Raw genomic sequence first — 14,728 nt, forward strand, 5'->3', positions numbered from 1 at the left:
GCGGGGAGATTTCACTGGTCACCCGGGATTGTCCTGGTGAGGGGAATGTCAGGCCCGCTAAATATGTGTCATTGGACACCCTTTCCTGAGTAAGGTGAGCCAAAGCAATATCCTGAAGTGGGCGTTCCGGCACTGCCCGTCACCTCGCAGTTTGGGGGCGGCGGGGGTGGTAGGGGATGATTTTCCCGAAGATAGGCTTGGCTCACTAAGGGTAGGCTTGTATAATTCCGTCTTAGGGTGCCCTAACCTAACTTGCAGGGCGCCAGTTTCCGTTCCGACCGTAAAGGACATCATGGCCAAGATCCGCCACTCCCTCGTTGCCGCCGTCGCCGCCGCCGGCCTGCTGCTCACCGCCTGCAGCTCCACTGACGACACCTCGACCGACGCCTCCGCCAGCAACGCCGCCGCCGCGGAATCGACGATCACCGTCGAGGACAACTACGGCACCCAGGAGATCACCCTCCCCGTGGAGAAGGTCGTCGCCACCGACAACCGCTCCTTCGAGATCCTCGACAGCTGGGGTGTCGAGCTGGTGGCCGCGCCGAAGCAGCTCGTCCCCTTCACCGTCGAGAACTACAAGAACGACGAGGGCATCATCGATCTGGGCACGCACCGCGAGCCGAACCTCGAGGCACTCGCCGCGGCCCAGCCCGACCTGGTGGTCAACGGTCAGCGCTTCGCACAGCACCACGACGACATCGTCAAGCTGGCTCCGGAGGCGGCCGTCGTCGAGTTCGAGCCGCGTGAGGGCGAGCCGCTCGACGCCGAGCTCAAGCGCCAGGTCACCGAGCTGGGCAAGATCTTCGGCAAGGAGTCCGAGGCCGAGCAGCTCGTCGCCGACTTCGACGAGGCCCTCGAGCGTGCCAAGGCCGCTTACGACCCCGAGCAGAACGTCATGGCCGTCAACGTCTCCGGCGGCACCATCGGCTACATCGCCCCGAGCGTCGGCCGCACCTTCGGCCCGATCTTCGACCTGCTCGGCCTGACCCCGGCTCTCGAGGTCACCGACGCCTCCAGCAACCACCAGGGTGATGACATCTCCGTCGAGGCCATCGCCGACGCCAACCCGGACTGGCTGCTCGTCCTCGACCGTGACGGTGGCACCAACACCCGCGGCACCGACGAGTACATCGCCGCCACCGAGGTCATCGAGAACTCCGACCCGCTGCGCAACGTCACCGCCATCCGGGACGGCAAGGTCGTCTACGCACCGGAGGACACCTACACCAACGAATCCATCATCACCTACACCGAGATCCTCAACGATCTCGCCGACGCCTTCGAGGCCAAGAACTAGGTAGACCCCGGGCCCGCACAAGGCCCGGAATAAGGTAAGGAATCAATGACGACATCGACTGCGGCGGCACGCCGGGACGCACGGACACGCAAGAAGCTCTTCGACTGGAAGCTGCTTCTCGGACTCGTGGTGGTCCTCGGCCTGCTCGCCGCATCGTTGTCCGTGGGTGAATACGACATCCTCTCCACCGACGACGGCTGGGAGATGTTCGCCACCACCCGCATCCCCCGGACCGTTGCCCTGGTGCTCTCCGGTGCCGCGATGGCGATGTCCGGGCTGGTCATGCAGCTGCTCACCCAGAACCGATTCGTCGAACCGACCACCACCGGCACCACCGAGTGGGCGGGTTTGGGCCTGCTGGCCGTCATGTACTTCATCCCGGCCGCGACGATCCTGGAGCGGATGTTCGGTGCGGTGATCTTCGCGTTCATCGGCACGATGGTCTTCTTCATGTTCCTGCGTCGGGTGTCCCTGCGCTCGAGCCTCATCGTGCCGATCATCGGCATCATGCTCGGCGCGGTGGTCAGCTCCATCTCCACCTTCTTCGCCCTGCAGACCGACATGCTCCAGAGCCTGGGCGTCTGGTTCGCGGGCTCATTCACCGACATCTTCCGCGGCCAGTACGAGGCGCTGTGGATCGTCGTCATCGTCGTCATCGCGGTGTTCCTCTTCGCCGACCGGCTCACCGTCGCCGGCATGGGTGAGGAGGTGGCCACCAATGTCGGCCTCAACTACAACCGGATGGTGCTCATCGGCACGGGCCTGATCGCCATCGCCACCGGCATCGTCACCGTCGTGGTGGGTAACCTGCCGTTCCTCGGGCTCATCGTCCCCAACATCGTCTCCATGTTCCGGGGCGACGACCTGCGCTCGAACCTGCCGTGGGTGGGCCTGCTCGGCATCGGGATCGTCACCGTCTGTGACCTCATCGGCCGCACCATCATCTCGCCCTTCGAGGTTCCGGTGTCCGTGATCCTGGGCATCATCGGTGCCATCGTCTTCGTCACCCTGATCGTGAGGCAGCGTCGTGGATAAGAACCGTTACGTCGAGAACATGGTCGACGAGTCGACTGCCGGGGGAGTGGAGAACTACCTCCGGGAGGAGTCCGAGGACGCCGCCCGTTTCGAGCGGGTGGAGGAGACCTGGCCGGATCACGCGACCCGTCCGCCGGCCGAACGCCGCTCCGGAGCGTTCCAGTCGGCGGCCGCCGCCCGGAAGTACTGGATCATCCTCGCCCTCGTCGGTGGTTTCGGACTGCTCTTCGCGTTCGGTCTGCTGGCCTGGGATAATCCCATGCCCTTCGGATCGGAGACCTTCTGGCTCATCGCCGAGCGGCGTGCCGACGCCGTCATCGCCATGCTCGTCGTCGCTGTCTGCCAGGCGGTGGCCACCGTCGCCTTCCAGACGGTGACCAACAACCGCATCATCACGCCGTCGATCATGGGTTTCGAATCGCTGTACACGGCGATCCACACCTCCACGGTCTACTTCTTCGGCGCCGTGGGTCTCATCAACGCCCGGACGCTGACCACCTTCCTGGTGCAGCTCGCCCTCATGGTGGGCCTGTCGCTGATCCTCTACTCCTGGCTGCTCACCGGCCGGCACGCCAACATGCACGCCATGCTGCTGGTGGGCATCGTCATCGGTGGCGGACTGGGCTCCGTGTCGACGTTCATGCAGCGCATGCTCACCCCCTCCGAGTTCGACATCCTCACCGCCCGGCTGTTCGGGTCGGTGAACAACGCGGACCCGGCCTATTACCCGATCGCCATTCCGCTGGTGATCGTGGCCACGGTGCTGCTCTACCTCAACTCCCGCAAGCTCAACATCATCGCCCTCGGCCGGGACACCGCCACCAACCTCGGCCTCAACTACAAGGCACTGGCCATCTCCACCCTGGTGCTCATCTCCGTGCTCATGGCGGTCTCCACCGCCCTGGTCGGCCCGATGACCTTCCTCGGATTCCTCGTCGCCACCCTTGCCTACCAGTTCGCCGACACCTACGATCACCGCTATCTGTTCCCGATGGCAGCGGGCATCGGCTTCCTGGTGCTCGCCGGCGCGTACTTCATCATGAACCACATCTTCTACGCGCAGGGCGTGGTCTCCATCATCATCGAGCTCGTCGGTGGCTCCGTGTTCCTCTTCGTCATCCTCAGAAAGGGTCGACTGTGATTACGCTGACCAACGTCCGCAAGGAGTACAACAGCGATGTGGCCATCGGGCCGGTGAACCTCGAGATCCCGGCCGGCGGCATCACCGCCCTGGTCGGGCCGAACGGTGCGGGCAAGTCGACCCTGCTGACCATGATCGGCCGCCTCCTCGGCATGGACACCGGGGACATCAAGGTGGCGCAGTATGACGTCTCCACCACCAAGTCGAAGGACCTGGCGAAGATCCTGTCCATCCTGCGGCAGGAGAACCACTTCATCACCAAGCTCACCGTGCGCCAGCTCGTCGGCTTCGGTCGCTTCCCGTACTCGGGTGGCCGGCTCACCGCGGAGGATGAGGACATCATCTCCCGCTACATCGACTTCCTCCATCTCACCGACCTGGAGGACCGCTACCTCGACCAGCTCTCCGGCGGTCAGCGTCAGCGCGCGTACGTGGCCATGGTCCTGTGCCAGGAGACGGACTACGTGCTTCTCGACGAGCCGCTCAACAACCTCGACATCGCCCACTCCGTCGAAATGATGAAGCACCTGCGGTCCGCCGCGAAGGAGTTCGGGCGCACCATCATCGTGGTGCTCCACGACATCAATTTCGCCTCCCAGTACGCCGACTACATCTGTGCGGTGAAGGCCGGCACGATCGTCGAGTTCGGTACGCCGTACGAGATCATGCGCGATGACATCCTCACCGACATCTTCAACACCCCGGTGCAGGTCATCGAGGGCCCCAACGGGCTCATCGCCGCGTACCACTAGACACCGCTTCTCGACGCCGCCGTTCAGGACGTTTACACGTCCTGACCGGCGGATTTGTCTTTCCACCGAAGTTCTTCTTATAGTATTCAACGTTGCCGACGAGCAGCCGAGAGGTTGCGAGAAAGCAAAGAAACAAAGAACTTCACAGCCCCGAGTTGACACGCTCAACCGGATAGCGTAAGTTCAAACAAGTCGCTCCGAACGGCCCGCAAGGTGCCGTAGAGAGCGTACGGATGTTGTGTGAGAACTCAATAGTGTGCCAATGTACTTTTGTTTTTTGATGATGATTGTGCTGGTCAACCCCCTGTAGCCGGTCTGATACTGGTTGTGGGTGGTGCGTGCCGGGTGGTACCTGATGTTCACTTGGAACGGGTGCCACTGTAAACAACGCGCCACACTGTGTGTGGTGAACTGTTTCGGGTGCGGATGCAGCATTGGTCTCATCTGTTTTTTGTCACCTGGTGTCTGCTAATCCCCGTCGGGACAGGCACCGGTGGCCGGATCACCAGCTGATCCGCTCATACTGCTGTTTGTGGTGTGGGTGGTGTGGTGGTTCGTGATTTTTCGGACAATTGATGAATCATTTTTGAATCGTCGGTTGTTTGTTTTTGGTTGGGTTTGGGCTTTTCACAGCCTTTTTCTTCTATCAGAAGTTTTTTGTGGAGAGTTTGATCCTGGCTCAGGACGAACGCTGGCGGCGTGCTTAACACATGCAAGTCGAACGGAAAGGCCTTCAGCTTGCTGGGGGTACTCGAGTGGCGAACGGGTGAGTAACACGTGGGTGATCTGCCCTGCACTTCGGGATAAGCCTGGGAAACTGGGTCTAATACCGGATAGGACCCTCCTTTAGTGTGGGGGGTGGAAAGTTTTTTCGGTGCAGGATGAGCCCGCGGCCTATCAGCTTGTTGGTGGGGTAATGGCCTACCAAGGCGTCGACGGGTAGCCGGCCTGAGAGGGTGGACGGCCACATTGGGACTGAGATACGGCCCAGACTCCTACGGGAGGCAGCAGTGGGGAATATTGCACAATGGGCGCAAGCCTGATGCAGCGACGCCGCGTGGGGGATGACGGCCTTCGGGTTGTAAACCTCTTTCGACAGGGACGAAGCTTTTTGTGACGGTACCTGTATAAGAAGCACCGGCTAACTACGTGCCAGCAGCCGCGGTAATACGTAGGGTGCGAGCGTTGTCCGGAATTACTGGGCGTAAAGAGCTCGTAGGTGGTTTGTCGCGTCGTCTGTGAAATTCCGGGGCTTAACTCCGGGCGTGCAGGCGATACGGGCAATACTTGAGTGCTGTAGGGGAGACTGGAATTCCTGGTGTAGCGGTGAAATGCGCAGATATCAGGAGGAACACCAATGGCGAAGGCAGGTCTCTGGGCAGTAACTGACGCTGAGGAGCGAAAGCATGGGTAGCGAACAGGATTAGATACCCTGGTAGTCCATGCCGTAAACGGTGGGCGCTAGGTGTAGGGGTCTTCCACGACTTCTGTGCCGTAGCTAACGCATTAAGCGCCCCGCCTGGGGAGTACGGCCGCAAGGCTAAAACTCAAAGGAATTGACGGGGGCCCGCACAAGCGGCGGAGCATGTGGATTAATTCGATGCAACGCGAAGAACCTTACCTGGGCTTGACATACACCGGACCGGGCCAGAGATGGTCTTTCCCTTGTGGCTGGTGTACAGGTGGTGCATGGTTGTCGTCAGCTCGTGTCGTGAGATGTTGGGTTAAGTCCCGCAACGAGCGCAACCCTTGTCTTATGTTGCCAGCACGTGATGGTGGGGACTCATGAGAGACTGCCGGGGTCAACTCGGAGGAAGGTGGGGATGACGTCAAATCATCATGCCCCTTATGTCCAGGGCTTCACACATGCTACAATGGTCGGTACAACGCGTCGCGACATCGTAAGGTGGAGCTAATCGCTGAAAGCCGGCCTCAGTTCGGATTGGGGTCTGCAACTCGACCCCATGAAGTCGGAGTCGCTAGTAATCGCAGATCAGCAACGCTGCGGTGAATACGTTCCCGGGCCTTGTACACACCGCCCGTCACGTCATGAAAGTTGGTAACACCCGAAGCCAGTGGCCCAACACTTTTGTGGGGGAGCTGTCGAAGGTGGGATCGGCGATTGGGACGAAGTCGTAACAAGGTAGCCGTACCGGAAGGTGCGGCTGGATCACCTCCTTTCTAAGGAGCATAAAAAAGTCCTGCGTCACTGTGTGATGTGGGCATCTGCTGGTTGGTGGTCACGCGTGTTGACCCGCCGGCATCAATGAATCGGGTGGACGCGTACCGTGTGGGTGACCACAAAAAATGCATGATCGGTTATCAGAAAACATCATCGTGCCCGTTGTGGTGGGTGGGGTGCGTTGGCATGCTGTTGGGTGTCTGGGGCAACATTGTTCCCGGTGATCACCCCTGAACCAGGTCACACGCGGTTGTGTGTGGTGTGGGTGGGGTGGTGTGTTGTGTGAGAACTGTATAGTGGACGCGAGCATCTTTATTTTTTGTTTTGTGAGTAAGTCATGTTCACCAGTCGCATCGTCGGGTTCCCTTTTTGTGGGGTCTGGTGGTGTGGTTGTTGTGTGTTTGTGTAAGGGCACATGGTGGATGCCTTGGCATACTGAGCCGATGAAGGACGTGAGAGACTGCGTTATGCCTCGGGGAGCTGTCAACTGAGCGTTGATCCGAGGATGTCCGAATGGGGAAACCCGGCCATCGTTATGGGTGGTCACCCTTCAGTGAATTCATAGCTGTTGTGGGGGTTGACGCGGGGAAGTGAAACATCTCAGTACCCGTAGGAGAAGAAAATAACAATGATTCCGCTAGTAGTGGCGAGCGAACGTGGATGAGGCTAAACCGTGTGTGTGTGATACCTGACAGGGGTTGCGCATGCGGTGTTGTGGGATGCAACGGCCTGGGTCTGTCAGCCTGGGGCGACCAGTTGAGTGTTTAGCGGAAGTGGTCTGGGATGGCCTGCCGGAGTAGGTGAGAGTCCTGTACGTGTAGGGCGCTTGCTGGTTGTTGTTGTTTTTCCCGAGTAGCAGCGGGCTCGTGAAATCTGCTGTGAATCTGCCGGGACCACCCGGTAAGCCTAAATACTCAGTGTGACCGATAGCGGATAGTACCGTGAGGGAATGGTGAAAAGTACCCCGGGAGGGGAGTGAAATAGTACCTGAAACCATGTGCTTACAATCCGTCAGAGCACCTCTTGTGTGTGATGGCGTGCCTTTTGAAGAATGAGCCTGCGAGTCAGCGGCATGTCGCGAGGTTAACCCGTGTGGGGTAGTCGTAGCGAAAGCGAATCCTAACGAGGGTGTTGTTAGTGGCATGTCCTGGACCCGAAGCGGAGTGATCTACCCATGGCCAGTGTGAAGCAGAGGTAAGACTCTGTGGAGGCGCGAACCCACTTAGGTTGAAAACTGAGGGGATGAGTTGTGGGTAGGGGTGAAAGGCCAATCAAACTCCGTGATAGCTGGTTCTCCCCGAAATGCATTTAGGTGCAGCGTTGTGTGGTGCTTGCCGGAGGTAGAGCTACTGGTTGGTTGAGCGGGACTACAATCTTAGCAATGTCAGCCAAACTCCGAATGCCGGTTTAAGTTAGCGCAGCAGTGAGACTGTGGGGGATAAGCTTCATAGTCGAGAGGGAAACAGCCCAGATCGCCGGCTAAGGCCCCTAAGCGTGTACTAAGTGGAAAAGGATGTGGGATCGCGAAGACAGCCAGGAGGTTGGCTTAGAAGCAGCCATCCTTGAAAGAGTGCGTAATAGCTCACTGGTCGAGTGGTTCTGCGCCGACAATGTAGTGGGGCTCAAGTACACCGCCGAAGCCGCGGCAACAATCCCGTTTGCGGGATGTTGGGTAGGGGAGCGTCGTGCACTGCTGTGAAGCCGTACCGTGAGGGGCGGTGGAGTGTGTGCGAGTGAGAATGCAGGCATGAGTAACGAATAGACAAGTGAGAATCTTGTCCGCCGGATGACTAAGGGTTCCTGGGTCAAGTTCGTCTTCCCAGGGTGAGTCGGGACCTAAGGCGAGGCCGACAGGCGTAGTCGATGGACAACGGGTTGATATTCCCGTACCCGTGTATGTGCGCCCATGTGTGAATCAGTGATACTAACCACCCACAATCACGATCACGGGAAGCTTTGCTTGTCGTGTTGTGTGCGTGCGTGGGGCCTGAACTGGTAGTAGCCAAGTGATGGGGTGACGCAGTGGGGTAGCCGAGCCATTTATTGGATTGTGGTGTAAGCGTGTAGCACGAGGGGAGAGGTAAATCCGCCCCTTGGATGTGTGAGACGTGATGCGTAGCCCTTTGGGGTGATGTCGGTGATCCCGTGCTGTCGAGAAAAGCCTCTAGCGATGTACATATATGGCCCGTACCCTAAACCGACACAGGTAGTCAGGTAGAGAATACTAAGGCGTTCGGGTGAACTGTGGTTAAGGAACTCGGCAAAATGCCCCCGTAACTTCGGGAGAAGGGGGGCCACTGTCGGTGACCCATCTTGCATGGTGAGCTGGTGGTGGTCGCAGAGAATAGAGGGAAGCGACTGTTTATTAAAAACACAGGTCCGTGCGAAGACGCTTAAGTCGATGTATACGGACTGACGCCTGCCCGGTGCTGGAAGGTTAAGAGGACCTGTTAGATCACTTCGGTGGTCGAAGCGGAGAATTTAAGCCCCAGTAAACGGCGGTGGTAACTATAACCATCCTAAGGTAGCGAAATTCCTTGTCGGGTAAGTTCCGACCTGCACGAATGGCGTAACGACTTCCCTGCTGTCTCAACCACAGGCCCGGTGAAATTGCAGTACGAGTAAAGATGCTCGTTACGCGCGGCAGGACGAAAAGACCCCGGGACCTTCACTATAGCTTGGTATTGGTGTTCGGTTCGGTTTGTGTAGGATAGGTGGGAGACTGTGATCACATGACGCTAGTTGTGTGGGAGTCGTTGTTGAAATACCACTCTGATCGGATTGGATACCTTAACCTTGGCCCATGATCTGGGTCGGGGACAGTGCCTGGTGGGTAGTTTAACTGGGGCGGTTGCCTCCTAAAGAGTAACGGAGGCGCCCAAAGGTTCCCTCAGCCTGGTTGGCAATCAGGTGGTGAGTGTAAGTGCACAAGGGAGCTTGACTGTGAGAGTGACAGCTCGAGCAGGGACGAAAGTCGGGACTAGTGATCCGGCACCTACTTGTGGAAGTGGTGTCGCTCAACGGATAAAAGGTACCCCGGGGATAACAGGCTGATCTTCCCCAAGAGTCCATATCGACGGGATGGTTTGGCACCTCGATGTCGGCTCGTCGCATCCTGGGGCTGGAGTAGGTCCCAAGGGTTGGGCTGTTCGCCCATTAAAGCGGCACGCGAGCTGGGTTTAGAACGTCGTGAGACAGTTCGGTCTCTATCCGCCGCGCGCGTAGAAACTTGTGGAAGGCTGTCCCTAGTACGAGAGGACCGGGACGGACGTACCTCTAGTGTGCCAGTTGTTCCGCCAGGGGCAGGGCTGGTTGGCTACGTACGGAAGGGATAACCGCTGAAAGCATCTAAGCGGGAAGCCTGTTTCGAGATGAGGTTTCTTTTGAGGTTCCCTGGAGATGACGGGGTTGATAGGCCGGATCTGGACGCACAGTAATGTGTGGAGGTGACCGGTACTAATTTACCGACGTAACACACAAACCCCCGGTTGACGGGTGGTGGTGATGTGTTGCTTGCGTTTGTAACAAAACAAATTATTTGATCGCACCAGTGATGGTGTGGTTCGCGTCCACTATGCAGTGTCTGACACGACACACGTGTCACCGGATACTTTGTGTGTCCTGTGTGTGTGTCGGTGGTTGATAGCGGCAGGGAAACGCCCGGTCCCTTTCCGAACCCGGAAGCTAAGCCTGTTCGCGCTGATGGTACTGCACCTGGGAGGGTGTGGGAGAGTAAGTTACCGCCGACCAAAAACTTAAGAGAATTCCGATGGAGGGATCCCCAACCAGGGGATCCCTCCATTGGTGGTTCAGGGTCAATTAGGGGCGATTCCCGATGGTCCTTTGGTGATGGAAAGCAGACACTGAAGGTGTCCGCATGTCCGCAGGATCCACAGAACCGAGTTTGCACCATGACCTCCACACCTCAGCCCCCTCCCGAACCCCCGATTCCCGCCGCCCGCGCCGTTGACCTGGTGAGGACATACGGGTCGGGGGACACCGCCGTCCACGCCCTGGCCGGGTTGAGCGTCGAGCTCATCACCGGCGAGTTCACCGCGATCATGGGGCCGTCCGGATCCGGCAAGTCGACCCTCATGCACTGCATGGCGGGACTGGACGGCCCGACCTCGGGGACCGCGTTCATCGGGGACACCGATCTGTCCACCCTCAACGACCGGGAAATCACCGCGCTCCGCCGGGACCGGCTCGGCTTCATCTTCCAGTCCTTCAACCTCGTGCCCACACTGACCGCCGAGGAGAACATCACCCTGCCGGCGCGTATCGCCGGGAAGGACACTGACCCGGGCTGGTTCGCCGACGTCGTCGGCAGGTTCGGATTGGGGGATCGGCTCTCCCATCGGCCGGCGGAGCTGTCGGGTGGGCAGCAGCAGCGCGTCGCCTGTGCGCGTGCCATCGTCGGCCGGCCGGCCATCATCTTCGGGGATGAACCGACCGGTAACCTCGATTCCAACTCCTCGGCGGAGGTCATGTCGATCCTGCGGTCTGCGGTGGATGACCTGGGGCAGACGGTCGTCATCGTCACCCATGATCCCGGGGCCGCAGCCTACGCGGACCGGGTGATCTTCCTCGCCGACGGCCTCCTCGTCGAGGAGCTGCGCAATCCCACCGCCGAGTCCATCCTGGCCGTGATGGCCTCCTTCGAGAAGGTGGATGTGCGATGAACTCGCTCGGCATCCTCCGGAAGCTCTCCCTGCGCAGCCTCGGTGCACACAAACTCCGTCTCGTGTTCACCATCCTGGCTGTCGTGCTGGGCACGAGCTTCGTGTCCGGTGCCTTCATCCTCACCGCCTCGCTGTCGAAGGCCTTCGACGACATCACCGCGGCGAACTACGAGGGCGCGGACATCGTCGTCAACTCCACACCCGAGTTCCCCGTCACCCTCGACCTCGCGGAGGCGATCGAGGCGCGTGACGACGTCTCCCGGGTCGAGGTCCTCGACACCGTCCCGGTGATCATCATCGGCCCCGACGACAAGCCCCTCCAGACCGGCGGCGCGGGGTCCTGGCTCATGCCGCACACCCCGGAGGAGGAGTCGGTCATCCCGGTGATGACACCGGAGGCGGGGCGGATCCCCACCGCTGCGGGTGAGGCCATGATCAATGTCAGCGCCGCGGAGACGGCGGGCATCGAGGTGGGGGAGACGATCACCGTCATCGACTCGGAGAAGCGGACGGACCTGGAGATCGTCGGCCTCGGTTCCGAGGGGGTGGCGGCCGGCGGCTGGGCGGGCGTGCTCATCCCGACGGAGACCTTCCGCGCCGACTTCACCGACGGGGAGAGCGCCGGACGCCTGGCCATCCGGGGTTCTGTCCCCGTCGATTCGCTGCGATCCGCGCATCCCGGTATGGACATCAGTACCGCCGCCGACGCGGCGGCGGAGGAGTCCGAGGAGATCAGCCAGGCGTTGTCCTTCCTCACTTACATTCTCCTGGCCTTCGGTCTCATCGCCCTGCTCGTGGGCACGTTCATCATCTCCAACACCTTCTCCATGATCGTCGCGCAGCGGACGAAGGAGTTCGCGCTGCTGCGGGCCCTGGGCATGTCCCGGCGGCAGCTCTCGGGTTCGGTGCTGGCGGAGGCGATCCTGCTCGGTGCCATCGGCTCCGCGGTGGGCATTCTCGTCGGCGTCGGGCTGGTGCGGGGCATCGTCGCGGGCATGGAGATGGCCGGGTTCGGCTTCCCGGACGCGGGCCTGGGGTTCACCACCGCCAGCGTGCTCGTCCCGATCGGTATCGGCGTCGTGGTCACCGCGGGCAGCGCCTGGGCACCCGCCAGGCGGGCCGGCCGGGTGCATCCGGTGCAGGCGATGCGGATGGGGGAGCAGGCGTCCGCACCGCCGCTGAGGGCCCGGACCGTTGTCGGATCCGTGCTCGTCCTCACGGGCATCATCGCCACTGTGGCCGCGGCCGCCCTGGACTCGTGGGAGACAGGCGACCGGGCGGTGCTCGCCGGGGTCGGCGCCCTGGGCATCATTCTCGGTGTCCTGCTGGTCTCTGCGTGGGCGGCGAGGGCGATGTTCAGTATCCGTCCTCCCGTGCCCGGGGTGGTCCCGTTGCTCGCTGGCACCAATCTCTCCCGGAACCCCCGGCGGACGGCCGCCACGGCTTTCGCACTCACCCTCGGTGTCGCCCTCGTCGCGGCGGTGGGCATCCTCGGGGAGTCGATGAAGGAGTCCATTTTCGGCGTCATCGACGAGGAGCTGCGTGCGGACACGATCGTCTCCGGTGCCGTGGTCTCCAATCAGGGGGTGCCGTGGCAGGCCGTCGACGAGATCACCTCCGTCGACGGCGTGGCCTCCGCCATGCCGCACGTGTGGCTGCCGCTGACCGTCAACGGGGAGGCGTCCAGCACCGACGGGCAGTACCCGGTGTCCGCGGTGCTCACCGCGGACCCGAGTCTGGCCATGGCCATCGACGTCGTCGCGGGCACCTTCGACGGTGCCGCCTCCCGCCCGGGCGTCGGCGTCGACAGGCCCACCGCCGAGCGACTGGGCCTGGAGATCGGCGACACCACGACCGTCGAGGCCCCGGCCCACGGCGGGTCCACCACGGCACCGGTGGTGGTGATCTGGGAGGAGACGACCTCCTACTCGACGGTCCTGGTCAGTGAGACCACCGCAGCCGAGCTCATCCCGGACCGCAGTTCCTGGTTCCTGCAGACCCTCTACGTCAGTTTCGCCGAGGGGGCGGACGACGCGGAGGTGCACCAGCGGGTCGTCGACACGGTCGCGCCCTACGGGGTGCTGCAGGTGATGGACACGTCGGAGTTCCGCATGGTCGGTGCGCAGCAGGTCAACCAGCTCATGGCCGTGGTCTACGCGCTGCTGGCGCTGTCGGTGGTCATCGCTGTGCTGGGCATCATCAACACCCTTGCGCTGTCGATCATCGAGCGCCGGCACGAGTTCGGCATGCTCCGCGCCGTCGGGATGCAGCGGTCCCAGATCCGCCGGATGGTGTCCCTGGAGTCCATCTACATCGCGGTACTCGGCGCGGCCACCGGCATCGTCGTCGGTGCGTGGCTGGGCTGGTGCTTCGTCCGGGTGCTCGCCGACCAGGGGCTCGACCGCTGGGCCGTCCCCTGGGACCAGATCGGGCTGGTCGCGGTGGCGGCGGTGTTCGTCGGAGCGCTCGCGGCGATCTGGCCGGCCCGGCAGGCGGCCCGGACCTCGCCGCTGGCGGCTATCGGATAGTGGTCAGCCGGCGGGCGGCCTCGGCGAGGGTGGCCGGGGTCTTGCAGAAGGCGAAGCGGACCTTCGTTAGCCAGGGGCCGGGATCGTCGCAGAAGACCTGGACGGGGATGGCGGCGACCCCGGCCTTCTCCGGCAGGTCGAGGCAGAACTCGACGCCGTCGGTGTAGCCCAGCGGGGCGATGTCGGCGACGGTGAAGTAGGTGCCGGCGGTGGCGTGGACCCCGAAGCCGGCGTCCCGGAGGGCGGCGCCGAGCAGGTCTCGGTTGGTCGCCAGACCCGCGACCATGTCCGCCAGCCACGCGGACTCGTGGACCAAAGCGTGGGCGATGGCGGGCTGGACCGGGGTGACGCCGACGTAGGACATGAACTGCTTGGCCTTGAGCACGGCGTCGAGAAGCGGGGCGGGGGCCAGCGCCCACCCCGTCTTCCAGCCGGTGACGTTGAAGGATTTCGCGGCGGAGGAGACGGTGACGGTGCGTTCCCGCATGCCGGGCAGGGCGGCGACGGCGGTGTGAGGGACGTCGAAACGCAGATTCTCGTAGACCTCGTCGGACAGGACGAGCAGATCGCGTTCCACGCACAGCGCCGCCAGCCGGGCCAGCACCTCCCGGCCGAACACGGCGCCGGTGGGGTTGTGCGGGGAGTTGATGATGATCATCGCGGTCCGCGAGGTGACGGCCGCGCGCACGGCGTCGACGTCGACGGTCCACGTGTCGCCGTCGGCCACGAGCGGTACCGGGACCCGTGTCGCGCCGGCCAGGGCGATGGCGGCGGCGTAGGCGTCGTAGTAGGGCTCGAGGACGATGACCTCGGACCCCGGTTCGACCAGGCCGAGGACCGTCGCGGAGATCGCCTCGGTGGCGCCGACGGTGATGAGCACCTCGGACGCCGGATCGTAGGTGACGTCGTAGTCGCGGGCTCGCTGGGCGGCGACCGCCTCCCGCAGCTCCGGCAGGCCCCGACCGGGCCCGTACTGGTTGTTCCCGCCCCGGATCTGCTCGCCCGCGATCTCGAGCATCCGCTCGGGGCCGTCCGTGTCCGGGAATCCCTGGCCGAGGTTGACGGCGTCGAACTCGATGGCCCGGGCGGTCATCGTGGCGAAGACGGTCTC

At 62.0% G+C, this 14,728-nt stretch carries 7 protein-coding genes and 3 rRNA genes; 9 read left to right on the top strand and 1 reads right to left on the bottom strand.

The genetic code is table 11. The annotated features are described in order from the left end of the window. The first annotated feature begins 292 nt into the window (after nt 1-292). The 9 genes from QP029_RS07410 (at nt 293) to QP029_RS07450 (ending at nt 13,617) form a co-directional block, all read left to right on the top strand. On the top strand, nt 293-1,297 hold the full coding sequence (locus QP029_RS07410) for a siderophore ABC transporter substrate-binding protein (RefSeq protein ID WP_284873724.1): 1,005 nt from the start codon (nt 293-295) through the stop codon (nt 1,295-1,297). 45 nt (nt 1,298-1,342) lie between these two features. Next, nucleotides 1,343-2,332: an ABC transporter permease gene (locus tag QP029_RS07415; protein ID WP_284873725.1), complete on the top strand. Its 990-nt coding sequence runs from the start codon at nt 1,343-1,345 to the stop codon at nt 2,330-2,332. Between the two features lie 46 nt (nt 2,333-2,378). Then, nucleotides 2,379-3,473, top strand: a complete 1,095-nt coding sequence (locus tag QP029_RS07420; RefSeq protein ID WP_432418725.1) for an iron chelate uptake ABC transporter family permease subunit — start codon at nt 2,379-2,381, stop codon at nt 3,471-3,473. Next, complete coding sequence (locus QP029_RS07425; RefSeq protein WP_284873727.1) at nt 3,470-4,225, top strand: iron ABC transporter ATP-binding protein; 756 nt, start codon at nt 3,470-3,472, stop codon at nt 4,223-4,225. Before QP029_RS07420 ends, QP029_RS07425 begins: the two co-directional genes overlap by 4 nt. Nucleotides 4,226-4,881: 656 nt before the next feature. Further along, nucleotides 4,882-6,406: ribosomal RNA gene (locus tag QP029_RS07430) — 16S ribosomal RNA — on the top strand. Between the two features lie 395 nt (nt 6,407-6,801). Next, a 23S ribosomal RNA gene (locus QP029_RS07435) occupies nt 6,802-9,888 on the top strand. 150 nt (nt 9,889-10,038) lie between these two features. Beyond that, nucleotides 10,039-10,156 (top strand): 5S ribosomal RNA (gene rrf / locus QP029_RS07440). Together the 16S, 23S and 5S rRNA genes form the textbook arrangement of a ribosomal RNA operon. Before the next feature lie 162 nt (nt 10,157-10,318). Further along, nucleotides 10,319-11,089, top strand: coding sequence for an ABC transporter ATP-binding protein (locus QP029_RS07445; RefSeq protein ID WP_284873728.1), 771 nt, complete (start codon nt 10,319-10,321; stop codon nt 11,087-11,089). Further along, nucleotides 11,086-13,617, top strand: coding sequence for an ABC transporter permease (locus tag QP029_RS07450; protein WP_284873729.1), 2,532 nt, complete (start codon nt 11,086-11,088; stop codon nt 13,615-13,617). Before QP029_RS07445 ends, QP029_RS07450 begins: the two co-directional genes overlap by 4 nt. Here the strand turns inward: QP029_RS07450 and QP029_RS07455 are convergent. Beyond that, on the bottom strand, nt 13,607-14,710 hold the full coding sequence (locus tag QP029_RS07455; protein ID WP_284876186.1) for a pyridoxal phosphate-dependent aminotransferase: 1,104 nt from the start codon (nt 14,708-14,710) through the stop codon (nt 13,607-13,609). The genes QP029_RS07450 and QP029_RS07455 overlap by 11 nt on opposite strands. Between the last annotated feature and the right edge of the window lie 18 nt (nt 14,711-14,728).

The organism is Corynebacterium suedekumii (genome assembly GCF_030252185.1).
Lineage (GTDB): Bacteria > Actinomycetota > Actinomycetes > Mycobacteriales > Mycobacteriaceae > Corynebacterium > Corynebacterium suedekumii.

Coding starts and splice junctions, on each gene's coding strand:
- QP029_RS07415 (WP_284873725.1), top strand. CDS start 1,343: ATGACGACATCGACTGCGGCGGCACGCCGGGACGCACGGACACGCAAG.
- QP029_RS07410 (WP_284873724.1), top strand. CDS start 293: ATGGCCAAGATCCGCCACTCCCTCGTTGCCGCCGTCGCCGCCGCCGGC.
- QP029_RS07445 (WP_284873728.1), top strand. CDS start 10,319: ATGACCTCCACACCTCAGCCCCCTCCCGAACCCCCGATTCCCGCCGCC.
- QP029_RS07450 (WP_284873729.1), top strand. CDS start 11,086: ATGAACTCGCTCGGCATCCTCCGGAAGCTCTCCCTGCGCAGCCTCGGT.
- QP029_RS07455 (WP_284876186.1), bottom strand. CDS start 14,710: ATGACCGCCCGGGCCATCGAGTTCGACGCCGTCAACCTCGGCCAGGGA.